The sequence below is a fragment of the Nonomuraea sp. CA-143628 genome (assembly GCF_050942315.1).
Classification (GTDB): Bacteria; Actinomycetota; Actinomycetes; order Streptosporangiales; family Streptosporangiaceae; genus Nonomuraea.
In genome coordinates this window covers 8,410,479-8,432,977 of sequence record NZ_CP192072.1, presented here as the reverse complement: position 1 = coordinate 8,432,977, position 22,499 = coordinate 8,410,479, and the positions used below count along the sequence as shown (strand labels likewise).

The 22,499-nt window shown below is 70.4% G+C and carries 24 protein-coding genes; 6 read left to right on the top strand and 18 right to left on the bottom strand.

The features are described 5' to 3' along the window. The first annotated feature begins 57 nt into the window (after positions 1–57). A complete protein-coding gene (locus ACQP2T_RS38405) occupies positions 58–1,257 on the top strand; it encodes an acyltransferase family protein (protein ID WP_433509790.1) in 1,200 nt (399 codons plus the stop codon). 51 nt (positions 1,258–1,308) lie between these two features. Here the strand turns inward: ACQP2T_RS38405 and ACQP2T_RS38400 are convergent, their stop codons facing one another. From ACQP2T_RS38400 to ACQP2T_RS38390, 3 genes are all read right to left on the bottom strand, one after another. Continuing rightward, positions 1,309–3,000 carry an MFS transporter gene (locus ACQP2T_RS38400; protein WP_433509789.1) on the bottom strand — a complete coding sequence of 564 codons (1,692 nt, stop codon included), beginning with the start codon at positions 2,998–3,000 and terminating at the stop codon, positions 1,309–1,311. Then, complete coding sequence (locus ACQP2T_RS38395; RefSeq protein ID WP_433509788.1) at positions 2,997–3,647, bottom strand: LppX_LprAFG lipoprotein; 651 nt, start codon at positions 3,645–3,647, stop codon at positions 2,997–2,999. The genes ACQP2T_RS38400 and ACQP2T_RS38395 overlap by 4 nt, the downstream gene beginning before the upstream one ends. 72 nt (positions 3,648–3,719) lie before the next feature. Further along, complete coding sequence (locus ACQP2T_RS38390; RefSeq protein ID WP_357639270.1) at positions 3,720–4,178, bottom strand: MarR family winged helix-turn-helix transcriptional regulator; 459 nt, start codon at positions 4,176–4,178, stop codon at positions 3,720–3,722. Positions 4,179–4,395: 217 nt separating this feature from the next. On the opposite strand from ACQP2T_RS38390, the gene ACQP2T_RS38385 reads away from it, so the two are divergent. Continuing rightward, positions 4,396–5,322: a cation diffusion facilitator family transporter gene (locus tag ACQP2T_RS38385; RefSeq protein ID WP_433509787.1), complete on the top strand. Its 927-nt coding sequence runs from the start codon at positions 4,396–4,398 to the stop codon at positions 5,320–5,322. Here the strand turns inward: ACQP2T_RS38385 and ACQP2T_RS38380 are convergent. From ACQP2T_RS38380 to ACQP2T_RS38325, 12 genes are all read right to left on the bottom strand, one after another. Then, positions 5,319–5,495 (bottom strand): hypothetical protein, encoded by a 177-nt coding sequence (locus ACQP2T_RS38380; protein ID WP_433509786.1) that lies wholly within the window; start codon positions 5,493–5,495, stop codon positions 5,319–5,321. The genes ACQP2T_RS38385 and ACQP2T_RS38380 overlap by 4 nt on opposite strands. 9 nt (positions 5,496–5,504) lie before the next feature. Then, the gene (locus tag ACQP2T_RS38375) at positions 5,505–6,092 is read right to left on the bottom strand and encodes a 4'-phosphopantetheinyl transferase family protein (protein WP_433519885.1); all 588 of its coding nucleotides are present in this window, start codon (positions 6,090–6,092) and stop codon (positions 5,505–5,507) included. 18 nt (positions 6,093–6,110) lie between these two features. After that, positions 6,111–6,827 carry a hypothetical protein gene (locus ACQP2T_RS38370; RefSeq protein WP_433509785.1) on the bottom strand — a complete coding sequence of 239 codons (717 nt, stop codon included), beginning with the start codon at positions 6,825–6,827 and terminating at the stop codon, positions 6,111–6,113. Continuing rightward, a complete protein-coding gene (locus tag ACQP2T_RS38365) occupies positions 6,824–8,167 on the bottom strand; it encodes an MCE family protein (RefSeq protein WP_433509784.1) in 1,344 nt (447 codons plus the stop codon). The genes ACQP2T_RS38370 and ACQP2T_RS38365 overlap by 4 nt, the downstream gene beginning before the upstream one ends. A 28-nt stretch (positions 8,168–8,195) precedes the next feature. Then, positions 8,196–9,242 carry an MCE family protein gene (locus ACQP2T_RS38360; protein WP_433509783.1) on the bottom strand — a complete coding sequence of 349 codons (1,047 nt, stop codon included), beginning with the start codon at positions 9,240–9,242 and terminating at the stop codon, positions 8,196–8,198. Next, the gene (locus tag ACQP2T_RS38355; protein ID WP_433509782.1) at positions 9,239–10,270 is read right to left on the bottom strand and encodes an MCE family protein; all 1,032 of its coding nucleotides are present in this window, start codon (positions 10,268–10,270) and stop codon (positions 9,239–9,241) included. Before ACQP2T_RS38355 ends, ACQP2T_RS38360 begins: the two co-directional genes overlap by 4 nt. Further along, entirely contained in the window at positions 10,267–11,292 is a 1,026-nt protein-coding gene (locus tag ACQP2T_RS38350) for an MlaD family protein (RefSeq protein WP_433519884.1), read from the bottom strand. Before ACQP2T_RS38350 ends, ACQP2T_RS38355 begins: the two co-directional genes overlap by 4 nt. After that, positions 11,292–12,350: an MCE family protein gene (locus ACQP2T_RS38345; protein ID WP_433509781.1), complete on the bottom strand. Its 1,059-nt coding sequence runs from the start codon at positions 12,348–12,350 to the stop codon at positions 11,292–11,294. The genes ACQP2T_RS38350 and ACQP2T_RS38345 overlap by 1 nt, the downstream gene beginning before the upstream one ends. A 1-nt stretch (position 12,351) precedes the next feature. Next, entirely contained in the window at positions 12,352–13,371 is a 1,020-nt protein-coding gene (locus ACQP2T_RS38340) for an MlaD family protein (RefSeq protein ID WP_433509780.1), read from the bottom strand. 4 nt (positions 13,372–13,375) lie between these two features. Continuing rightward, positions 13,376–14,230, bottom strand: a complete 855-nt coding sequence (locus tag ACQP2T_RS38335; protein WP_433509779.1) for an ABC transporter permease — start codon at positions 14,228–14,230, stop codon at positions 13,376–13,378. Continuing rightward, the gene (locus tag ACQP2T_RS38330) at positions 14,230–15,015 is read right to left on the bottom strand and encodes an MlaE family ABC transporter permease (protein ID WP_263655046.1); all 786 of its coding nucleotides are present in this window, start codon (positions 15,013–15,015) and stop codon (positions 14,230–14,232) included. The genes ACQP2T_RS38335 and ACQP2T_RS38330 overlap by 1 nt, the downstream gene beginning before the upstream one ends. A 156-nt stretch (positions 15,016–15,171) precedes the next feature. Continuing rightward, positions 15,172–16,557, bottom strand: a complete 1,386-nt coding sequence (locus ACQP2T_RS38325; RefSeq protein WP_433509778.1) for an aminopeptidase P family protein — start codon at positions 16,555–16,557, stop codon at positions 15,172–15,174. A gap of 148 nt (positions 16,558–16,705) precedes the next feature. On the opposite strand from ACQP2T_RS38325, the gene ACQP2T_RS38320 reads away from it, so the two are divergent. The 4 genes from ACQP2T_RS38320 to ACQP2T_RS38305 all read left to right on the top strand — a co-directional run bounded on the left by ACQP2T_RS38320 (position 16,706) and on the right by ACQP2T_RS38305 (position 20,444). Further along, the gene (locus ACQP2T_RS38320; RefSeq protein ID WP_433509777.1) at positions 16,706–17,134 is read left to right on the top strand and encodes a CBS domain-containing protein; all 429 of its coding nucleotides are present in this window, start codon (positions 16,706–16,708) and stop codon (positions 17,132–17,134) included. A 97-nt stretch (positions 17,135–17,231) separates the two neighbouring features. Further along, positions 17,232–17,816, top strand: a complete 585-nt coding sequence (locus ACQP2T_RS38315) for a hypothetical protein (RefSeq protein WP_433509776.1) — start codon at positions 17,232–17,234, stop codon at positions 17,814–17,816. Between the two features lie 61 nt (positions 17,817–17,877). Next, the gene (locus tag ACQP2T_RS38310) at positions 17,878–18,723 is read left to right on the top strand and encodes a cyclase family protein (RefSeq protein WP_433509775.1); all 846 of its coding nucleotides are present in this window, start codon (positions 17,878–17,880) and stop codon (positions 18,721–18,723) included. Beyond that, positions 18,720–20,444 carry a thiamine pyrophosphate-binding protein gene (locus tag ACQP2T_RS38305; RefSeq protein ID WP_433509774.1) on the top strand — a complete coding sequence of 575 codons (1,725 nt, stop codon included), beginning with the start codon at positions 18,720–18,722 and terminating at the stop codon, positions 20,442–20,444. Before ACQP2T_RS38310 ends, ACQP2T_RS38305 begins: the two co-directional genes overlap by 4 nt. Positions 20,445–20,450: 6 nt before the next feature. Here the strand turns inward: ACQP2T_RS38305 and ACQP2T_RS38300 are convergent, their stop codons facing one another. Genes ACQP2T_RS38300 through dhaK form a run of 3 tightly spaced genes read right to left on the bottom strand, consistent with a single transcriptional unit; the run spans position 20,451 to position 22,485 of the window. Continuing rightward, positions 20,451–20,834 carry a PTS-dependent dihydroxyacetone kinase phosphotransferase subunit DhaM gene (locus tag ACQP2T_RS38300; RefSeq protein WP_433519883.1) on the bottom strand — a complete coding sequence of 128 codons (384 nt, stop codon included), beginning with the start codon at positions 20,832–20,834 and terminating at the stop codon, positions 20,451–20,453. After that, on the bottom strand, positions 20,834–21,505 hold the full coding sequence (dhaL, locus tag ACQP2T_RS38295) for a dihydroxyacetone kinase subunit DhaL (protein WP_433509773.1): 672 nt from the start codon (positions 21,503–21,505) through the stop codon (positions 20,834–20,836). Before dhaL ends, ACQP2T_RS38300 begins: the two co-directional genes overlap by 1 nt. Further along, positions 21,505–22,485 (bottom strand): dihydroxyacetone kinase subunit DhaK, encoded by a 981-nt coding sequence (gene dhaK, locus ACQP2T_RS38290; protein WP_433509772.1) that lies wholly within the window; start codon positions 22,483–22,485, stop codon positions 21,505–21,507. The genes dhaL and dhaK overlap by 1 nt, the downstream gene beginning before the upstream one ends. Positions 22,486–22,499 lie beyond the last annotated feature (14 nt).

The following is a 22,499-nucleotide window of genomic DNA, read 5'->3' as shown; positions in this document are numbered from 1 at the left end:
TCGTGACGCTTATCGATAAATGTGCGGTTCCAGGGAGTCGATCGCTAGCATCGCCGGATGCTCACTCTTCCGGCAGCGGCTCAGCGGCAGGCTGGGCGCCGCCTGGCCTGGCTCGACGCACTTCGTGGCATAGCCGCTGTGGTGGTGGTCTTCGAGCATGCCTTGAGGCCCTTGCTGCCCGAGATGGAGTCGGCGGTCAAGGCGGCCTTCGAGCCCGGCTGGTACGGGGTGATGGTGTTCTTCCTGGTCAGCGGCTATATCGTGCCGGCGTCGCTGGAGCGGCGAGGCAGCATCCAGGCTTTCTGGATCTCTCGTTTCTTCCGGTTGTATCCGCTGTTCGGGGTATGCGTGGCAGGCATGGCGTTACTGGCGGCGGTGGGCTGGGATGCCCCGCATATCTGGTGGAGCTCGCGGCCGGTCTCCCTGGTGTTGGGTCATCTGACGATGATGCAGAACCTGCTGTATGTGCCGAACGTGGTCAATGTTCTGTGGACGCTTTCCTACGAGATGGCCTTCTACCTGCTGCTGACCGCCATGTTCAGCCTCGGCGTGCATCGGCGGAGTGTCGCCGGCGCGCTCGGCTTCGCCGCGGCGGCCGTACTGGGTGCGGGGGCGCTGCCGGTCGCGTTGCTGTCGGCCGGTGGATCGGGGCGGATGCTGACGGTCGTGCTGGTGGTGACCGGATTGCTGGCGGTGGGACTGGCCGCGGTGCTCAGAGGCTCAGCCGGGATACGGTACGCGGGCGCTGTCGTCCTCGGGGTCACCGTGCTTGGTCTGCTGGCGGTCAATCAGAGCTATCCCGGCCCGTGGCAGGGGATGCTGATCTTGGCCACCATGTTCGCCGGCACGGTGCTGTATCGGGCCGAGCAGGGGGAGATCTCCTGGAGACAAGCTGGTTGGGTGGTGCTGGTACCGCTGGCCGGAGTCTGGCTGGCGCGTGATGAGCTCGGCGTTCAGACGGCCACGGTCGCGGCCTGGACGACCTTCGTCCTCGGGATGGCACTGCGGCACCGGACGGTGCCACGGGTGCTGGCATGGTTGGGACTGGTCAGCTACTCGATCTACGTGCTCCACCCGCTGCTCCTGGAAAGCGTCGAGTCATTCTGGCCCGAGCCGCTGGCTGTGCCGCCGTATTCACGGCTGGCGGTTCTGGTCGGCGTGCTGGCGTTGCTGCTCGGGGCCAGCGCGATGACAAGGCGTTTCGTGGAACTTCCAGCGCAACGGCTGGGCAAGCGCCTCGTCTCAGGCAGTGGCTGAGGCCGAGTTGGTCAGGCGGCTTTCACCGGGTTCGGGGCAGGAAGGCGGCTTTCACCGGGCACGGGGCAGGAAGGCGGCGACCACCGCGCCCAAAAGGCAGATCAGCGCCGTGACGAAGAACATCTCCGTGTATTCCAGATGCAGCGCCGCATCCACCTTCGCGAGGTACTCGCTCAGCTGCTTCGCGTACACGGCCGGTTCCACCCCCACCGGCAGCGGCGTGTCCAGGCCCGCGGTCAGCGACTGGAACCGGTGGAAACCCCAAGCCGACACCCCCGCGATGCCGATCAGCATGCCCATCATCCTGGCGACCACCACCGCCGCCGAGGCCACCCCGTGCTGCGTGGCGGGCGTCACCCGGAGCACCGCCGCCGACACGGGCGCGATGACCAGTCCCAGCCCCAGCCCGGCCACGATGAGGGAGAGGTCCACCATCAGGCCGGCGTTCGCCAGGTCGAGCGGCCAGCGGCTCATCACGCCGTACCCGGCCGTGGCCACGATCAGGCCAGCCACCGCCACCACGCGGTCGCCGAGCCGGCGGGCCAGCAGGCCGCCCAGCAGCGCGCCCACCGGGAGCGCGATCAGGAACCTGGCCAGCACGAGCGCCGCGTCCAACGTCTCCATGTCGAGCAGCGTCTGTGCCGTGAACTGGACGAACACCATGGTGATCAGCAGCGCGGCCCCGGTCAGGAAGCTGACGCCGAGCGTGGCCAGCAGCGGTCCCTTGCGGGTGCCCGTCAGGTCGAGCAGCCGGACCTTCGACCGGATCTCCCACCAGACGAACGCCGCCCCGGCCACGACCCCGGCCGCGATCACCGGCAGGCCCCAGGGCGGCAGCACGGTCGTGGCGGGATCCGGGTTGTACAGGCCCACGACCAGAAGGGCGAGGCTCAGGGCCAGCAACGCGCCGCCGACCCCGTCCACACGCCCGGCCGACGCCTGACCAGAAAGCTCAGCGGACCTCTGACCCGGAAGCTCGGCGGACGCCCCACCTGAAAGCTCGGCGGACGCCCCACCCGAAAGCCCGGAAGACGTCTGCTCCGGGTGTTCGGACCGGGTCTGCTCCACAGCTCCGGACGCGGTCTGCTCCAGAGGGTTGGACGGGGTCCGACCCAGGGGAGCGGAACCGGAAAGGGCCCGTTGAGCCCGTGGCGAGGGGACGGTCAGGTGGACCGCCACCGCGGCCAGTGCCGCCAGCGGCAGGTTGATCCAGAAGATCGCGTGCCAGCCGCCCAGCTCGATCCCGAACACCGTGGTGCTCGGGAGCAGAGCCAGCACTCCGCCGTACAGCGGGCCGAGCGCGCTGCCCAGCTCCTGCGCCGCGCCGACCGCGCCGAGTGCCACCGGCCGCTCGTGCTCGTGCCACAGGTCGCCGATGAGCGCCATCGTGATCGGCAGCAGCGCGCCTCCCGCGATCCCCTGGATCGTCCGGCCCGCCACCACCATCACCTCTCCGGACGCCAGCGCGGTCAGCACCGAGCCGAGCGCGAACGCCGCGAGGCAGGCGTGGATGAGGGGCCGCCGGCCGTACCGGTCGGAGAGCTGGCCGAGCAGCGGCATCGCGGCGATGTAGCCGAGCAGGAACCCGGTGACCACCGGCGTCGCCCGCTCCAGGCGGTTGGTGGGGATGCCCACGTCGGTGGCGATGTCGAGCAGGACGGTCACGACCACGTACGCGTCTAGGGCGGCCAGCAGCACCACCGCGCCGCCGACGCCGAGCGCGACCCGGCGGGCGCGCCTCATCCGGCGGCGGGCGGCGTGATGGTCACCGGCGCGTCGAAGTCGCTCAGCGACACGGTCACCGTGCCGTCCTGCAGCGGCAGTTCGAGCTTGGTGAGCCGGGTGGTGGCCTTGTCCACCCAGAGCTTGCCGTTGACGCCCTGCGTGACGCCGGGGATGAGCGTGCCGAGGACCTGACCGGAGAACGCGGTGGCCACCCGGTATGCGCCGCTCTCCTCGGCCTCCACACGCGGGTCTGTGGCCGTGCCGAGCAGCTGCGCGAGGCCCTTGGACGGGTCGAGGATCTTCGACGGGTCGTAGAGCTGCGCCAGGTCCTTCCTGGTCATCTTCTGGAAGCCGCCGGTCGGGCCCTTGAAGTGGACGGTGTCGCCGACCAGGGCGAAGGTGATCTCCTGGAGGCTGCCCAGCACCTCGATGGTGATCGTGCCGTCGGCGTCACCGGCGGCCGTCAGCCTGCCGTCGGCCTTCTTCACCGGCACCTTGGGCTTGCCGTCCGTGGCGATGGAGAAGGTGGCCGACTTGACCACCTTCATGGCCTCGGTGGACTTCTTCAGCAGGTCGGGCCCGGCGGGCAGCTCGCTTCCGCCGCCGCCCGATGAGCAGGCGGACACCAGCGCGAAGACGACGACGAACAGCAGCTTTCGAAGCATGAGCGGATCGTAGCGAGCGCCCGGAACGATCGTGCGCCGTCGGGCATATCGGTTAGGTGTCGGCGTGGTCGGTCAGCGTAGCTTCTTCAGGTGCTCGACGATCGGTTCGTAGGCGGCCACCAGCGCGTCCAGCTGGTCGTCGGTGAGCCGGTCGACGAAGTGCTCCCGGACACTGGTCACGTGATCAGGCGCGACCCGCTCGATAGTGGCCCAGCCCTCGCTCGTGAGCACCGCGAACGTGCCGCGCCGGTCGTCGTGGCAGTCCTCCCTGACGACGAGTCCCTTGGCCTCCATACGGGAGATCTGGTGCGACAGCCGGCTGCGCGACTGGATGGTCGCGTCGGCCAGGTCGCTCATCCGCATCCGGTGGTCGGGGCTCTCCGAGAGATTGACCAGGATCTCGTAGTCGTTCACCGACAGGGCGTGCTCCTGCAGCTCGCGGTCGAGCCGGTGCATGAGCAGCTTGTGCAGCGCCAGGTGGGTACGCCAGGCACGCTGCTCGGCGGGGGAGAGCCAGCGAGGCGCGCTCATCGAGACTCCTCGAGCGTGGATACCCCCGTCTTCAGGCGAGGGAGGAGGTCAAGATCTCCAATCTAGCGCACATAGACGCCGGCCTCGCAGTCCGTGTGACCTCGCGGTCCGTGGGACACCGCAGGCTCTATGGCGGACCGGCGGACGCGGCCCACCATGCCGCCGGACGTGGCCCACCACGTCGCCGGGAGTAACGTCCGTCATAGAGTGATCCGTCGTGGCGGACAACTCTGGTGAGAGTCTGGGCACCGTCCTGGTCGCGGGCGGCGCGAACCTGGCCATCGCGGTGGCCAAGCTGATCGCGGGCCTGATCGGCGGTTCGGCGGCGATGCTGTCGGAGGCGGCCCACTCGGCCGCGGACACGGTGACGGAGCTCCTGCTCCTGGTCTCCGTACGCCGGGGCCGGCGGCCCGCCGACTCGCGCCATCCCTTCGGGCACGGCAAGGCGGGCTTCTTCTGGGCGATGATGGCGGCGGTCGCGACCCTGGTCGGTGGCGCGGGCTTCTCCATCACCCATGGCGTGCACGAGATCAGCCACGGCGAGCGGCTCGGCAACCTCACCCCGTCGTACATCGTGCTGGCCCTCTCCTTCGCGATCGAGGGCGTGTCCTTCCTCAACGCGCTCGCGCAACTGCGCAGGGAGGCCCGCAGGCATGACGTCAGCCCGTTCCGGCTGGTCTCGATCACCTCGGACACCGCGCTGAAGGCCGTCGTGTACGAGGACGCGGCCGCGCTGATCGGGCTGGTGATCGCGGCGCTGGGTCTGCTCGGCTACCAGGTGACCGGCTCGCCGGTGTGGGACGGCGCGGCGTCGATCGCGATCGGCGTGCTCCTGCTGGTGGCCGCGCTCACGCTGATCCGGTCGAACGTGTCGCTGCTGATCGGCCAGTCCGCTCCGGGCCCCATCGAGGAGGAGATCCGCGCGGTGCTGGCGGGGCAGCCTGAGGTGGAGAACGTGGTCGAGCTGCTGACCATGATGCTGGGCCCGGGCCGCTTCCTGGTGGCCGCGAAGATCGACTTCCGGGACGACGCGACGGCCGCGGGGGTGGAGATCGCCTGCGACGAGTTGGACCGCCGGCTGCGGGAGCGCTATCCCGGCATCTCCCAGGTGTTCCTGGATCCGACTCCCACTCGGCGCCGTTAGTCCAGGGCCATGACCACGGCGAGGCCGACGACGTGCATGAGCACGACGGCGACGATCAGCGAGATGAACACGAACTTGGCCGGCCCGTGCTCGAAGGTCTTGCCCTCTTCGAGCGGCTTGCGCTTGGCCATTCGGTCGGCGATTCGCTCCTCGACTGACTTGCTGTAGAACATGCCCGCAGTTTATGCGATCAGGGGCAGCTGCTCGGCTGGTGAGTCTGTGATGACGGCCACTACGATGTCGCCCTCGGCGGTCCATTCGAGCAGGTGGCGGCCCGTCACGTCGGCGTCGGTGGCCCGCAGCCCGTCGATGGTCAGCTCGCCGCGCTTGATCAGGGCCTCCTTGCGGGTCCAGAGCCTGATCAGCTCTTCGTTGGTGCTGACCGCCGCCAGCTCCCGCTCGGTGAGCGCCCGGCCCGCGAGCAGCCGGTCGAACGGGCCCGGCGGCACGCGTTCGGCGTCGATGCCCACCCGGCCCGCACCGGCCGCCGCGCAGACGTAGCCGCGCGTGTGGCTGAGGCTGACGCCCAGGGAGGGGGCCTGCTCGATGTACGGGCGGCCGTGGCCGGGGCCGTGTATCTCGCAGTGCTGTAACAGGGTCAGCCCGGCCGGGTCGGTGTCGAGCACCGCCGCGGCGCAGAGGCGTACGAGCAGGTGGGCCGCCGTGAACGAGCGGCGGTCGGGCTCGAACGCGAACCGGGCGGCGCGCGCCCGCTCGACGTCGGTCAGCCAGTCTTCTGGGGCGAGCACCTCGTCGGGGCGCCCACCCATCGCCACGGGGCCGATCGGTCAGTCCTTCTTCTTGGTGCCGCTGTCCAGGTTGTATTGGTCCTCTTTGGCCGCGCCGAGCACGGTCACGTCCTGGACCTTCCAGACGCCCTTCTCCTTGACCAGACTGATCTTCAGATGGGAGTCCTTGACCGAGCGTATCGCCTCCGAGGTGTTCACCTGCTGGTCGACCACGACGATGGCGTGCGCGGTGGCCTCGTCGACGTCCGAGAGGTAGACCTCGCGGACGTTCGCCTGCGAGACGGCCTTGAGCTTGACGATGACCTGGGCCATCGCGCCGCCGAACGCCTCGTCGTAGGTGGCCAGGAAGTCGCCGGTGGCCTGGGCCGTCAGCGTGGCGCGGGTGGCCTGGAGGTCCTGGTAGTCGTAGCTGAGCAGCGCCTTGCCGAACGAGCTCGCCGCGCCCGAGACCTCCAGCCGCAGGGCCCGCTCGCTCTCCAGCCGGGCCAGCGAGTCGCGGGCCTGGCTCGCGGAGACCCACTGCAGCGCCGCCGTGGCGGCCAGCGCGGCGACCAGCAGGGCCACCGCCGCCACCAGGACCCGGCCACGCCCCAGCCCCGACCGCCCAGCGGCGACCACCCCACCACCGTCCAAGGCACCAGTGTCGGAGGGGACGCCGTCCGAGGCGTCGGTGTCCGAGGTGGTCGGTGCTTCTGCCGCTGTGGCCTCCTCCGCGGCGCTCTGCTGGTCCTCCGCGAGGTCCTGCTTGGTGGTCATGAGTTCTCCTCATCACGGCGGCGGGCGGCCCGGCCCACCGCGATCCACCCCAAGATGCCACCACTCGCCGCCACCGCGAGGAAGATCGCGGCGATCAGCGGAGCGGCGTCCACCGGGGTACGGGACGCGGGCCCGGAAGCCGCGGCGGGTGACTTCGCGCCCGCCGCCTCCGGGGTCCGCTCGGGCTGTGCGGTGGCCTGGGCTTCCGGCCGCCTGGTCTGCTCCGCGTCTGTGCCTGTGTCGTTCCGGGGGTGGTCGGCGGCGTCTTCCGTACGGACCGGTCCGGCCGTTGCGCGGTCGGGGCAGGCGCGCAGGCGGGGCACGGTGGGCGGGCCGACCGGGCCCGCGTACTCCTCCGCCGGTCGCGGGCCGCCCGGGACGCTGAAGATGAACGACGCCTTGCCGTACACCGTGTTGCCCTCCCTAACGCTGATGTCGTCCGCCAGGCTCAGCGCGGTCGGCACGATGCTCAGCAGGTGGTGCACGTTCCGCTCGGTCTCGGCGGAGAACACCGGTTTGTGCGGCAGGCCCGCCGCGGTCAGCAGGCACGACAGGCCCGGTCTGGCCCGCTTGATGGCCTGGTCGAGCTGCCCGAACACGCCCGGTCCCTGGTCCAGGAAGGCGTCGAGGTCGGTACGCGAGTCGCGCAGCGTGGCCGTCACCGTGCTCAGGTCCGTGATGCCGGAAGCCAGCTTGTCCTTCCTGCCCGCCAGCGTGTGGGTGAGCTGGGTGAGCTGCACGGACAGGTCGTCGAGCACCTGGGAGTTGTCGGCCAGCGTGCCGGTCAGGTCGTGCGCGTCCTCGATGATGTCCCTGATCGACGACGACCGGCCGTCCAGCGCCACCGCCAGCTCGTGCGTGATCGTCTTGGCGTCCTTGGGCGGCACGGCGGACAGCAGCTTGCCGACGCCCTCGAACAGCTTGCGGTAGTCCAGCGGCACCGTGGTCTTGGACAGCGGGATCACGTCGCCGGCCGCGAGCGTCGGGCCGTTCACGCCGGTCGCGGGCGGCGACAGCTCCACGTACGGCTCGCCGACCGCGGACTTGCGCCGTACCTCGGCCGTGGCGGCCTTCGGCAGCCGGACCTCCTTGTCGATGTCCAGGCCCACGACGATCTTGCCGGGCGCCAGCCGTACGTCCCCGACCTTCCCCACCCGGACGCCCAGGTAGGCGACATCGAAACCGCGGATCAGACCGGGGGAGGAGACGAACTCCGCCGACACCCGGTAGGGCTGGGTGATCGCGTCGAGCTTGATGATCGTGCTGAACGCCCAGACCGTCATCACGATGCCGAGGACGACGAAGAAACCGAGGTTCAGGTAGATGCGGCGGTTCCTCATCGCGGCGGCCCCCAGAGCGGACGGTTCCTCATTTCGGTGGCTCCCAGAGCAGGCGGAAGTCCGTCACACGGTTGGGCAGCAGACCCGTCTTGCCGTCCGGCAGCAGGCCCGTCTTGCCGTTCGGCAGGAGTCCTTTGTGGCGCGGCGCCAGCAGGCCCTTCAGCCACACGTAGATCAGCACCTGGCCGTTGACCGTGATCGGCGGCGTGTCGATGAACGCCTGCAGCTTGGCCACCAGCGCCTTCAGGTCCTCCTTGCCGCGCAGCATCGAGGAGGTGATCGCGTCGAGCTCGCGCAGCAGCGTGCGCAGCCGGGCGGCGTGCCGCGGGTAGACCGTGAGGTTGGCCTCCTTGGCCAGGTCGGTCAGCGCGATGATGGCCGTCTTCACGTGCTTGCGGCCGTGCGCGATCCGGGCCGTGGCCGCCGCCAGTGTGCCGGGCAGCCGGTCCAGCTCCTTGCTGCCCTTGGCGAGCTGGTCGCCCAGCTTGGCCAGGGCGTCCACGGTGGTGGCGATGTCCTGGCGGGCGGCGGCGTAGGTGTCGGTCACCTCGGCCGTCTGCTTGATCAGCTTGTTGACGTCGGCGCCCTTGCCGGCGAACGCGGTCGAGGCGGCGTCGAGGATGGCGTTGACGTCCTGCGTGCCGAGCGCCTCGATGAGCGGCCCGGCTTTCGCGGTGACCTGCTCGATGTCCGGTTCGACCGAGGTGTCGGTGATCGTGGCGCCGCTCTTGAGGTAGGGGCCCTTGGACAGGTCCTTGCCCGGCGGCGGCGTGAGCTGGACGTAGTTCTCGCCCAGGACCGAGGTCTTGGCCACCGTCGCGGTGCTGCCCTCGGGCACCGGGTGTTCCGGCGTGATCGACATGGTCACCCTGGCCTGGTAGCCCTGCAGCCGGATGCCGGTCACCGTGCCCACCCGTACGTCGGAGATCTGCACGCTGTGCCCGGCGACCAGGCTCTGGACGTCGTCGAAGGTGGCGTTGACGGTCAGGTCGCCGCCGGTGGCGCCGAGTGTCTGGAGCGAGCAGGACGCGGTGATGCTCAGCGCGAGCAGCCCGGACAGGACACGTGCCTTCATCGTTGCTTCTTCCCCTGCTGGTAGGGGCAGTTGCTGAGGCCGGCGGGCAGGCACGGGACCTTGCCGAGGTTCAGGGCGTCGAACAGCGGGGTCAGCCAGGCTCTGGTCATCGCGTTGAGCACGACGCGGATCTTCAGCACGTGCTGTTTCTTGTCCCAGGAGTCGATCAGGATGTCGGAGAAGTCGGCCGCGCCCTTGATCGCCTGGGCCATCGACGCGCTGTTGGCCCGGACCGTCAGCACCAGCTCGGCCAGTGTGCCGGCGGCCTGGGGGAGCCGTTCGGAATAGGCTTCGATGATCACGTCGCCGCGGCGCACGAAGTCGGCCATGCCCGCGATGAACGTCCGCAGCCGCCGCCGCTCCTCGGCCAGGATGGCGCTGACCTCGGCGAAGGAGTCGATCGCGCCGGTCACCTGGCTCTGCCGCTTGTTGAGGCTGGTGGCCAGCTTGTTCAGGCCCTTGGCCAGGTCGATGAGCTGCTGGTCCTGTTTGGCCAGCGTGTCGGTGAGCCGCGCGGTGTCGGCGAGCGCGTTGTTGACCGTCTTGCCGCGGCCCCTGACGCCGCCGGCGAGGTCGCTCGCGACGTCGCCCAGCTTGTCGGAGTCCAGCGCGTCGGTCAGCTTGGTGAACGCGTCGAGCGCGTCGTCGATCTCCACCGGCAGGTCGGTGCGCTCCAGGGGGATGGTGGCGCCGGAGGCGATCCGCTGGTCGCCGGGCTTCCAGGGCGGGTAGAGGACCACGTTGCGCTCGCCCAGGGTGTTCTGGGGCGCGACCACGGCCTTGACGTTCGCGGGCAGCGGCACCTCCCGGTCGACCGACAGCTCGACGCGCACCTTGTCGCCGTCGATCCGGATGCTCGTCACATATCCGGCGTCGAGCCCCATCACCTTCACCCGCGCCTGCTCGTACAGCGAGGGCGCCTTGCTGAAGATCGCGGTCAGCCGGTACGGCTCGGGGCCGAGCACCGTGCACCCGCCACTGGCCGCCAGCAGCGTGCCGGCCAGCAGGGCCGCCAGTAGACGGGTCATCGGTCGTTCTTCCTGTCCTTGGCGATGGCGCCGAGCACCTCCGGGTCGATGGGGCCCAGGCCCGTGGCTATGGCCTCGAGCCACGGGCCTTGACCGCCCATCGTGGACAGCCCGGAGAACGTCGGGCCGGCCCACGCCAGGAGCGCGTTGAACTCCTTGTTGCCGCTGTTGAGCTTGGTGGTGATCGCGCCGGTGTCGTCGAGGACCTGGACCAGCGTCTTCTCGTGCTCGTTGATCAGCCGGGTGGTGCTCTGGACGAGGTCGCTGCCGTCGCCGAGCAGCGCGCGCAGCTCGTTGCGGCGCGAGCGCAGTTCGTTCAGCATGACCTCGATGGCGTCGATGAGCCGGCCGAGCTGTTTGTCCTTGCGCTCCAGGACGTTCATGATCTTGGTGCCGTTGTCGAGGAGCTTCTGCAGCTGGGGTTCGCTCTGGCTGATGGTGTCGGACAGGTCGCCGATGTTCTTCAGCAGCTTGGTGATCCGGCCGCGCTTGCTGATGTCGACCTTGCCCAGCTGGGTGAGCAGGTCGTCCACGGCCTTGGTGTCGAGCTTCTGGACCAGGTGGGTGGCGTCCTTGATGGCGTCGTTGATCAGCGTGGGGACGCCTGTCCGCGTCACCGGGATCCGGCGCTGGGCTTCGGGGAGCTGGTCGACGTACGGGGCGGTGACCGGGCCCGACAGCTTGACGTAGCGGCCGCCGAGCAGGTTGGACAGCGTGATGTCGGCCCGGGTGGCGCGGCCGAGCCGTACGTCGGTGTCGACCTTCCAGGTGACGACCACGTTGCCCTGGCCGTAGTCGGGCCGCACCTCGGTCACCTTGCCGACGCGCACGCCCGCGACCCGCACGTCGTTGCCGGTGCGCAGGCCGCCGGAGTCCACGAACGTGCCGGACATGTAGTAGCCGCCTTCGAGCAGCCCGAGGCTGCCGACGAGGAAGGTGGCCACCAGGACCGCGCCGATCACCGTCAGCGAGATCAGGCCGACGACGATCTTGTTGCGGTCGCGGAAGGACTTGAGCGCCATCACTCACCGACCATGAGCTTCTGCAGGTCCTTGGAGCTCTGGATCCGCGTGCTGCCGCGCAATGGGGGCGGCGTCTTCATCGGGTACGGGCAGGGCGCGGCGCTCAGCGCCAGGCACGGGACCGCGGTGATGAAGTAGTGGCCGCGATCGACGCTGGAGTAGGCGCGGGCCAGCAGCGGCTGGAAGGTGCCGATCGTCTTGTCGATCGCGTTCACGTGCCGCCTGATGCCGCCGGTCAGCCCGGAGAGGTTGTCGACCAGCGCGCCCAGCTCGTCGGCGTTCTTGCCGAGCACCTGGTCGGAGGTGTGGACGGTGGTCGAGAGCTGCACGATCGCGTCGTCGATCAGCTTGCGGTTGCCGGCGAACGCCTCGGAGAGGGTGACCAGGTTGTCGACGAGCTGCTCGATCTGCTTGTCGCGCTGGGCGACCACGCCGGTGACGGTGGCGTAGTCCTTGAGCAGCCGCTGGATCGTCTGCTTGCGTTCGTTGATCGTGCCGGTGATGGCGTTGACGTTGTCGAGCAGCCGGGGGATGTTCTTGTCGTTGCCCTTCAGGGACCTGGCGGCGGCGGTGAGCAGCTGGTTGATCTGGTCCGGGTCCAGGCTGCGGGTCAGCGGGCCGAGGTCGCTCACCAGCCGGCCGATGTCGACCACGGACGACGTGCGGACGATCCGCGAGCCGGGGGCCAGCCGGCCCGGCGCGGTGCCGGGGAGCAGATAGACGACCCGCTGGCCGACCGCGTTGCGCCACCTGATCGCGGCCTCGGTGTCCGACGGCACCCTGATGGCGTCCTGGACCTCCATGGTGATCTCGGCGCGGCCGTTCACCACCTTGATCGTGTCGACCTGTCCCACGGGCGCTCCGGCGATCTTCACCTGGTCGCCCTCCCGCAACCCCGACACATCATCAAATGTCGCGATCAATTGGTATCCGCCGCCGGTGCTGACCCGGGCGATCTGCACGCTGATCACCACGATCAGCGTCACCGTCACGCCGACGAACAGCATCACGCGCAGCAGCGTCCACCGGCGGGCCACGCGTTCTCTGGACAGCGCCACGTCAGTCCCTCCCGTCGGTGGGGCCGCAGGAGCCGACGACGAGTTCGCAGATGTCGCTCGAGAGGAACGCCTCCACCTGCAGTTGCCGGGCGCCGCCGGGGCCCGGCGCCTCGATCAGCTTGTTCAGCAGGTCCACCAGCCGGTTCAGGCCGCGTACGCCGTCACCGGCCAGGCCGAGCTGGGCGTAGATGAGCGAGGCCACCCGCTCGCCCGAGTGGACGGCCGCCCGCAGGTCCTGCCGGTGCTTGCGCAGCCCGTGCGCGCCCAGGTCGGAGACCGAGGTGACCTCCTGGAGCAGCACCCGCACCTTGTCGGCCCGCTCCAGCAGGTCGGGGGTGATGACGTTGACGTCGGAGGAGATCGAGATCAGCTCGTCGCCCTTGTCGGACAGCGCGGTGGAGAGCCCGGCCGTGTCATGCAGGAACTGCCTGGCCCGCGCGCGCTGCCGGTGCGCGACATCGACGACCGTGCCCGCGTCGTCGATGAGCTCGCGCAGCCGCTTCCCCTCGCCGTCGAGCCCCTGGGCCAGCGTGTGCACGATGACGGTGACCTCACGCGGGTCCACGGCGTCCAGGCCCCGGTAGGCGGCGCCGAGCGTGTCGGACAGGTCGAGGGCCTGCTCGCTCTGGGTGATGACCGCGCCGCCGGCCAGGTAGGGGCCGGTGGTCTCGCCCGCGCCGAGCTTGAGGTCGACGAACTTGGGCCCGAACACCGACGACGGCTCGATGGCCGCGACGGTGGTGCGGGGCAGCCGGACGCCGGGCTCGATGGCCATGCTCACCACGGCCTTGCCCTTGGCGTCGAGGGAAACCTTCGTCACGTCGCCGACCGTGATGCCGCGGATCTTGACCGGGGACTGGGTGTCCAGGCCCTGACCGGCGCGGGCGAAGACGGCGTCGATCCTGGTGCCGCTGATCTCCGACGCGGTCCGTACGATGAAGATCGTCGTCGCCGCGAGCACCACGATGAGCGCGAGCGCGATGCCCGCGCGAACGGGCAGGGAGAACTCGTCGCGTCCCATTCATTCACCCCGTCAGCTTCACGCTGCCGCCGTTACCCCAGAACAGGTACGACAGCAGCAGGTTGAGCAGGACGATCGTGACGATCGACTGACGGATCGCGCGGCCCGCCGCCACCCCCACGCCGACCGGGCCGCCGGTGGCGTAGAAGCCGTAGTAGCAGTGGATGACGACGACGGTGAAGGCGAACACGGCCACCTTGGTCACACTGAACACGATGTCGCTGACCGGCAGGTACAGGTAGAAGTAGTAGTCGTAGACGCCCGGCGCCAGCCCGAACAGGACCGTGCTCATCAGCCGGGTGGCGAAGAAACTGGCGAACAACGCGATCAGATAGATCGGCACCAGCGCCAGCAGCGCCGCCACCACCCGGGTGCAGATCAGGTAGGTGAAGGCGTTGATGCCCATCACCTCCAGCGCGTCGATCTCCTCGGAGATCCGCATCGCGCCGAGCTCGGCGGTGAACGACGAGCCGACCTGCGCGGCCAGCGCGGTCGCGGCGATGATCGGGGTGATCTCGCGTACGTTGGCGAAGCTGCCGACCAGGCCCATGAACGACTCGGCGCCGATCGCCTGCAGCCCCTGGTAGCCCTGCAGGCCCACGGTCGCGCCCACGACGAAGGCCATGGTGAACACCACGAAGATCATGCCGCCGCCGATGACGGTCGCGCCGACGCCCACGACCACGTCGCTGACCTGTCGGATGACGACCTTGAAGTACTTCAGCCGGAGGATCACGTCGCGGACGGAGTAGAACAGCACCTTCCACACGAACAGCGGCCAGTTGGCCAGGGTCGCGAACCGCTCGGCCCATTCGCGCCCGCCGGCGGCGAGCCTGAGGCCGGCCGTACGCGAGACCATCACAGCGCCTTCGGCGGGTAGGCGAGGAAGTAGACGGCGGAGATCACGTAGTTGAACGCGAACACCAGCATGAACGTGACCACCGTCGACTGGTTGACCGCCCGGCCCACACCGACGGGGCTGGTGGCGCAGGTCATGCCCTTGTAGCAGGCGACGGCCGCGGCGATGAAGCCGAAGATCCACGCCTTGAACAGCGTCACGTACAGGTCGGAGCCCACCACGAGCGACAGCGCGCCGTCGAAGTAGGCGCCGGAGGTCACGCCCTGGACGACCACGTTGAAGAAGTAGCCGCCGCTGGCCCCGGCCAGGATGACCAGCGGGCACAGGCAGACCGCGACCGTGCTGGCCGCCCACATGCGCGGCGTGACCAGGCGGTGGATCGGGTTGACCGACATCACCTCCATGGCGCTCAGCTCGTCGCGGATGTGCCGGGCGCCGATGTCGGAGGTCATCGCGCTGCCGCCGGCTCCGGCGATCAACAGGGCGCTGGCCAGCGGCGCGACCTCCCGGATGAGCCCGACGAACACGGCGCTGCCGGTGGCGGACGCCGCGCCGAGCTGCCAGGCCAGGTCACCCACCTGCAACGCCACGGTGGCGCCGAGAGGTAAGGAGACGAGCAGCACCGGCACGCTGGTCACGCGGGCCAGGAACCAGCACTGGTCGACGAACTCCCACCACCAGCTCCGGACGTCCCAGCTGCGGCGCAATCCCTCCAGGACGATGACGAAGAGGTCACCCACCTGGCCGAGCACGGACACAGCCTTGCGGCCAACGTATCCGGACAACTGACCACCTCGTGGAACCAGCCGACTACGGAAGCAGTAACCCTACTGACGGTCCGTCTAGTAAGTCGATGCTTTCGCTGGAATTTGAGGAAAAGGTATGAGACCCAGGTCACAGGTTGTCAGCCCGCCACGAAACGTGATCACCTCGTAACCGTTTCAGCTCAGCAGGTCACCCATCCAGGATTCGACCTCGGCGGGGTGACGCGGCAGGGCGGCCGACATCAGGCGGGCGCCGTCGGCGGTGATCACCAGGTCGTCCTCGATCCGGATGCCCAGCCCCCGGAACTCCGCCGGCAGGGTGAGATCGTCGGGCTGCAGGTAGAGACCCGGCTCGACGGTGAGCACCTGGCCCTCCTCCAGGACCCCGTCCAGGTAGACCTCCGAGCGCGCGCGGGCGCAGTCGTGCACGTCCAGGCCGAGCATGTGGCCGCTGCTGCAGAGCGTGTACCGGCGGTACAGGCCCGACTCCATCAGCGCGTCCGGCGAGTCGCGCAGCAGGCCCCAGTCGTGCAGGCCCTCGCTGATGACGCGCATCGCCGCCAGGTGGAAGTCGCGGAAGCGGGCACCGGGCTTGAGCGCGGCGATCCCGGCCGTCTGCGCCTCGTACACCAGCTCGTACGCTTGCCGCTGCACAGGGCTGAAACGGCCGGACAGCGGCAGCGTCCGGGTGATGTCGGCCGTGTAGAGGGTGTCGGACTCGACGCCCGCGTCCAGCAGCAGGAGGTCGCTCGGGTCGAGGCGGCCGTCGTTGCGGATCCAGTGCAGCACGCACGCGTGCGCGCCCGAAGCCACGATGCTGTCGTAGCCGGCCGCGTTGCCCTCCAGGCGCGAACGGAGCCCGAACACGCCCTCCAGATAGCGCTCGCCCCGAGGGTGCCCGAGCGCGGCGGGCAGCGCGCGTACGACGTCTTCGAAGCCGCGCGCGGTGGCGTCGACCGCCGACTGCAGCTCGCCGATCTCCCACGCGTCCTTGATCAGCCGCATCTCCGACAGGAAGCTCTCGAACTCCGCGTCGCCCGGCAGCAGCGCGTCGACCGCCGCGTCCACGCCGCCCAGCACCCTGGCGGGCCTGGTCAGCGACAGCTCGCGGATGTGGGCGCAGCCGATCTGGTAGAGCTCGGCCGCCTCCTCCAGGTCGGGCCGCCGCCCCACCCAGAACTCCCCATAACGCCTGTCGCGGTAGAACTCCTCGCCGTCCTCGCGCGGCGAGCGCGGCCTGAGGTACAGAGTGGCCTCGCCCGACGGCTCGATGACCAGCACGTCGCCCGGCTCGCCCGCGCCCGTCAGATAGGAGAACGCGCTGTGCGGCCGGAAGCGGTAGTCGCTGTCGTTGCTGCGCACCTTCAGCGTCCCCGACGGCACGACGAGCCGCTCACCGGGAAAGCGGGCGGCGAGCGCGGCGCGGCGCCTGGCCGCCCAGGGCGCGATCGGCAGCGCCGCCACGTCGGTGCGCCGGGTGTCGGCCCAGCCCGTGCGCATGAACGCGGTCAGCGCCGCGGTGACGGGCAGATCGTGGCTGCCGGTATTGAGCGGCTCTGTCATCACGCATCCTGTTTCACAAGCTCCATGTACGGCATGCAGCCTACGGGAACGCTTGACGATGCCCCTACCTGCTTGCTTGCCTGAAAGGCACACGGGTGGAGCGCTTAGCCGGAGCCACCCGGGGTAACTGAGAGCCGAGGTGGTTCAGATGCTCATCGGGACAATCCTACGCGGCAAGGGAAGCGCGGTGATGACCGTGGCTCCGGAAGCCACGGTCCGCGAACTCCTGACCAAGCTCGCCGAGCACAACATCGGCGCCGTCGTGGTCTCCGCCGACGGCGTGACGATCACGGGCATCGTGTCCGAGCGCGACGTGGTCCGCCGCCTGCACGACCGCGGCGCGGCCGTGCTCGACCAGCCCGTCTCCGCGATCATGACTTCGGAAGTACGCACGGTCGGCCCGCACGACAACGTCGAAGAGCTGCGCAGGACCATGACCACCCACCGGTTCCGGCACATGCCCGTCGTCGAGGACGGGCGGCTGGTCGGCATCGTGAGCATCGGTGACGTGGTCAAGAGCGCGATCGAGGAGCTGGAGACGGAGAAGGCGTCGCTGGTCGACTACCTCCACCGTTGACACGGATGGGACGCTTGTCCCCGTGATGTACGGGCCTCCTCCCGAATACCCTCCGTCTCCGGAATATCCCCGGGCGACGAGCAGTCCGACCATCATCGTGCTCGTTTCCGGGCTGACCTGCTTACTCGGGTTCCTGCTCGGGTACTTCACCGGGCTCGACTCGGGGGCGGCGACGGCCGCGCCCGCCGAGACGCCTCCGGTGACGATGACGATCGGCGACTCGACCCCGCCCGCGGACCAGGGGACGGACCCGTCGGCCCCGGCGGGTGCCGCCACACCGGATCCGTCAGCCCCGGCGGGCACTGTCACGTCGGCTCCGGTGGCCCCGCCCGGCACTGTCACGTCCGGCCCGACCGCGTCCGCGCCGGCGGGGACATCCGCCCCGGCAGGCACGGCCGCGCCGACGGGGACGGCCGCTCCCGTGGGCTCGGCCGGGCCGCCGGGCGCGGTCGGCGGCATGCGGACGCTCATCGTGGGCGTGGACATCCAGCCCGGCACCTACCGTACGACGGGTCCCGCGACCGCCACGGACACGTGCTACTGGGCCCGCATGAAGAGCACGTCCGCCCAGATGAGCGACGTGATCGCGGCGGACATGCCGAAGGGCCCCGCCACCGTGACGATCCTGGCCACCGACAAGGCGCTCCAGACGGGCGGCTGCGCCCCATGGACCAAGGCCTGACGTGCTTGGAGCCGGGCGGGCCGATATAGGAGGATGCAGCCAGCCCATCAAGGAGGATGACATGTCGATCTTGCGGAGCCTGGTGGAGAGCCTGCGCGGTGGCGCCATCGAGGTGATCGATCTCACCTCGCCCCTGTCGCCGGAGACGCCGATCCTCCAACTGCCCGAGCCGTTCGGTAACACGATCCCGTTCCGGCTGGAGGAGATCAGCCGCTACGACGACCGCGGCCCCGCCTGGTACTGGAACGACATCCACACCGGCGAGCACACCGGCACCCACTTCGACGCGCCGATCCACTGGGTGACCGGCCGCGAGGGCCAGGACGTCTCCCAGGTGCCCCCGTCCAGCCTGCTGGCGCCCGCCGTCGTGCTCGACCTGGCGTCGGAGGCGGAGAAGGACCCCGACTTCCTGCTCCAGATCGACCACGTCAAGGAGTGGGAGCGCGCCAACGGCCCGCTGCCCGACGGCGGCTGGCTCCTCTACCGCACCGGCTGGGACGCCAGGTCCGCCGACCAGGCCACCTTCCTGAACGCCGACGAGACCGGCCCGCACACCCCCGGCATCTCCGTCGAATGCGCGAACTGGCTGGCCAACGAGACGCCCATCCTCGGGCTCGGCGTCGAGACCGTCGGCACCGACGCGGGCACCGCCCACTCCTTCGACCCGCCCTTCCCGTGCCACTCGTTCCTGCTGGGGGCGGGCAAGTACGGCCTGACCCAGCTGCGCAACCTCGACCGCCTCCCGGTGACCGGCGCCGTCGTCCTGGCCCCGCCGCTGCCGATCGTGGGCGGCTCCGGAAGCCCTGTGCGGGTACTGGCTCTGGTGGAGCGGAGGAGCTCGGAGGGAGAGAGCGAGGAACGAGCCAACGAGCTCCGAAGCGGCCGCGACCATAAGCTCGAGAGATGATCGTCGCCGAGGCCGTCGGGCGGGTGCTGGCCGAGGCCGGGGTCGACACCGCGTTCGGCGTGGTGGGCAGCGGCAACTTCCACGTCACCAACGCCCTCGTGGCACACGGCGTACGCTTCGTCGCCGCCCGCCACGAGGGCGGCGCCACCACGATGGCCGACGCGTACGCCAGGATGAGCGGCAAGGTCGGGATCGTCTCCGTCCACCAGGGGCCCGGCCTGACCAACGCCGTGACGGGGATCGCCGAGGCGGCCAAGAGCCGTACCCCGCTGATCGTGCTCACCGGCGAGGCGACGGACGTACGGTCCAACTTCCACATCGACCAGGACGCGCTGGCGGCGTCGGTCGGCGCGGTGTCGCTCCGCGTCACCGCGGGCCGGGCGGTCGAGGACACGCTGTCGGCCTACCGTACGGCGGCCCGCGACCGGCGCACGGTGGTGCTCAACCTGCCGCTCGACGTGCAGCAGGAGCTCGTCGAGTGGCCCGGCCTCATCGGCGAGTCGCACGCGACGCCGTCGGCTGTGGGGTCGCCTGGGACGTTGTCGGGCGCGGAGCCGCCTGGGACACTGCCGGGCGCGGAGTCGCTCAGTACGCCGTCGGCCGTGGAACTCGACGCGCTGGTCCGGCTGCTGGCGGAGGCGCGGCGGCCGGTGTTCGTCGCCGGGCGCGGCGCCAGGCACGCCAGGGCCGAGCTGGAGGAGCTGGCCGACGCCACGGGTGCGCTGCTCGCCACCTCCGCCGTCGCCAAGGGCCTGTTCCGTGGCAACCCCTGGGACCTGGATGTGAGCGGCGGCTTCGCCACACCGCTCGCCGCCGAGCTGATCCTCGACGCCGACCTCATCGTGGCCTGGGGGTGCGCCCTCAACATGTGGACCACTCGTCACGGACGGCTGATCGGCGAGCGCACCAGGCTCGTCCAGGTGGACCTCGACGAGAGCGCCCTGGGGGTCCACCGGCCGATCACCCTCGGCCTGGTCGGCGACACGGCCGCCACGGCACGCACGGTCCTCCACGCCCTCGCGCCGACCGGGGACGCTCGTGGTCCGGCCAGAGACGCCGGGCGCGGGTATCGGTCGGCGGAGGTCGCCGCGCGGATCCGGGCCGAGGGCCGGTGGCAGGCCGTGCCCTACGACGACGAGGGCGGCGACGGGCTGATCGACCCCAGGACGCTCACGATCGGGCTCGACGACCTGCTGCCGGGGGAGCGGATCGTGGCGGTCGACTCCGGCAACTTCATGGGGTACCCGGCCATGTTCCTCGACGTGCCCGACGAGCGGGGGTTCTGCTTCACGCAGGCGTTCCAGTCGATCGGGCTCGGGCTGGCGACCGCGATCGGCGCCGCGCTCGCCCGGCCCGACCGGCTGCCGGTGGCCGCGCTGGGCGACGGCGGGGCGCTGATGGGCATCGCCGAACTCGACACCGTCGTACGGCTCGGGCTGCCGATGGTGGTCGTGGTCTACGACGACGAGGCGTACGGCGCCGAGGTGCACCACTTCGGCCCGCACGGGCACCCGCTCGGCACGGTCAGGTTCCCGCCCGCCGACTTCGCCGCGATCGCCACCGGCTACGGCTTCGCGGCCGTGACGGTCACGGGGCCTGGCGACCTGGCCGGGGTGGCCGAGTGGCTGAAAGGCCCCAGGGACCGGCCGCTGCTGGTCCACGCCAAGGTCGCCGGGAAGCACGGCTCGTGGTGGCTGGAAGAGGCGTTCAAGGGCCACTGAGCGGGCTCAGGAGTCGCTGAGCTTGCGGACGGTGCGGGCCTCCTCGGCGGCCGCGAGAACGGCCGCCAGGGGCGCGCCCGCACCCGCCGTGACGGCCGCCGCGATCGCCCCCTCCACGAACGGCACGTCGGCCACCACCACCCGGCCGGGCTCGGCCAGCAGCCGGGCCGTCAGCACCGAGCTGCCCAGGTCGGGCACGAGCACCACCCCGTCGCCCTGGTCGACCGCTGTGAGCGCCCGCTCGATCAGGTCGAGGCTCGTGCCCACCCCGCCGTCCTCGGTGCCGCCCGCCGCCGCCACCAGCGCGCCCGTACCGGCGATGCCGCGGACGAGCGCGGCCGCCTCCTCCGCCAGCCCGGCGCTGTGGGCAACCAGCACGATGCCCACCATCACGAGCTCACAGTGACCAGGCAGGCGACGATGAGCGCCGACGACGCCGCCCCCGGATCCTCGTGCCCGACGCTGCGCTCGCCCAGGTAACTGGCCCTGCCCTTACGGGCAAGCATGGGGATCGTGGCCCGCGCCCCCTCCTCGGCCGCGCGCGCCGCCAGCTCGAACGCCTCCCGAACCCCCACCCCATCCCGTACGGCCAGCTCCAGGGCCAGCGACGCCGGGGCCAGCGCGTCCACCATGGTCTTGTCGCCCGGAGCCGCCTTGCCCAGCCGCTCGACCGCGACCACCCCGGCCTCGAACGCCGCCGCGAACCCGGCCTGCGTCACCGGCGCCTCCATCGCCTTGCCCATGGCCCGGAACGCCGACCCGTACAGCGGCCCGGAAGCACCCCCGACGCGGCGGATCAGTGTCGTGCCCGCGGACACCAGCACCTGGCCCGGCGCGGTCGGTGGGGAGTCGGCCAGCGCCTTGAGGACCTCGGTGAAGCCGCGGTCGAGGTTCGCGCCGTGGTCGGCGTCGCCGATCGCCGCGTCCAGGGCCGTCAGTCGCTCGCGATGCACCCGGACCTGCTCGGCCACCTCCTCCAACCAGGCGACGAAGAAGGCCGTGGTCAACGTGCCGGGGTCCATGAAACCGCCGCCCGTCTCGGGGTCCGTGGGGGCGCCCATCAGCGTCCCCAGCGCAGCCCCGGCGTCTCGACCGGCGCGTCCCACAGACGCGTCAACGTGTCGTCGAGCCGGCAGATCGTCACGGAGAAGCCTTGCATGTCCAGACTCGTTACGTAGTTGCCCACCAGTGACCGCGCCACCCGCGCCCCTTTGCCGCGGATGACGGCCGCCACCTCGGCGAACGCCACGTACAGCTCCATCAGGGGTGTGCCGCCCATGCCGTTCAGCAGGACGAGCAGGTCACCCTCCAGCGGCAGGTCGCGGTGTATGGCGTCCATGGCGATCTCGGTCAGCTCGCGGGCCGAGGCCATCGGCGCCCGGATCCTGCCGGGTTCGCCGTGGATGCCGATGCCCAGCTCCACCTGCGTGTCGGGCAGATCGAACGTCGGCTTGCCCGCCGCGGGCGTCGTACACGAGGTGAGCGCGATGCCGAAGGAGCGGCTGCGCACGTTCACCTCGCTCGCCACGCTCGCCACCTGTGCCAGCGGCGCGCCCTCCTCGGCCAGCGCTCCGGCGATCTTCTCCACGAACAGCGTCGCGCCGGTGCCCCGGCGGCCCGCCGTGTAGAGGGAGTCCTGGACGGCCACGTCGTCGTCGACGAGCACGCCGGCGACCTGGACGTCCTCGCACAACTCGGCGGCCATCTCGAAGTTGAGCACGTCGCCGGTGTAGTTCTTGACGATGTGCAGCACGCCCGCGCCGCCGTCGACGGCCGTGGTCGCCTCGACGATCTGGTCGGGCACGGGCGAGGTCAAGACCTCTCCAGGGCAGGCCGCGTCGAGCATGCCGTAGCCGACGAAGCCGGCGTGCAGCGGCTCGTGCCCCGAGCCACCGCCGGAGACCAGCCCGACCTTGCCTGCCCGCGGCCCCGACGCGCGGTAGACCACCCGGTCGCGGATCCGCAGCGACGGGTGGGCGGCCGCCATCCCGGCCAAGGCGTCGTCAACCGCGGATTCGGCCGAGTTGATGAGCTTCTTCATGATGAAGAACATCT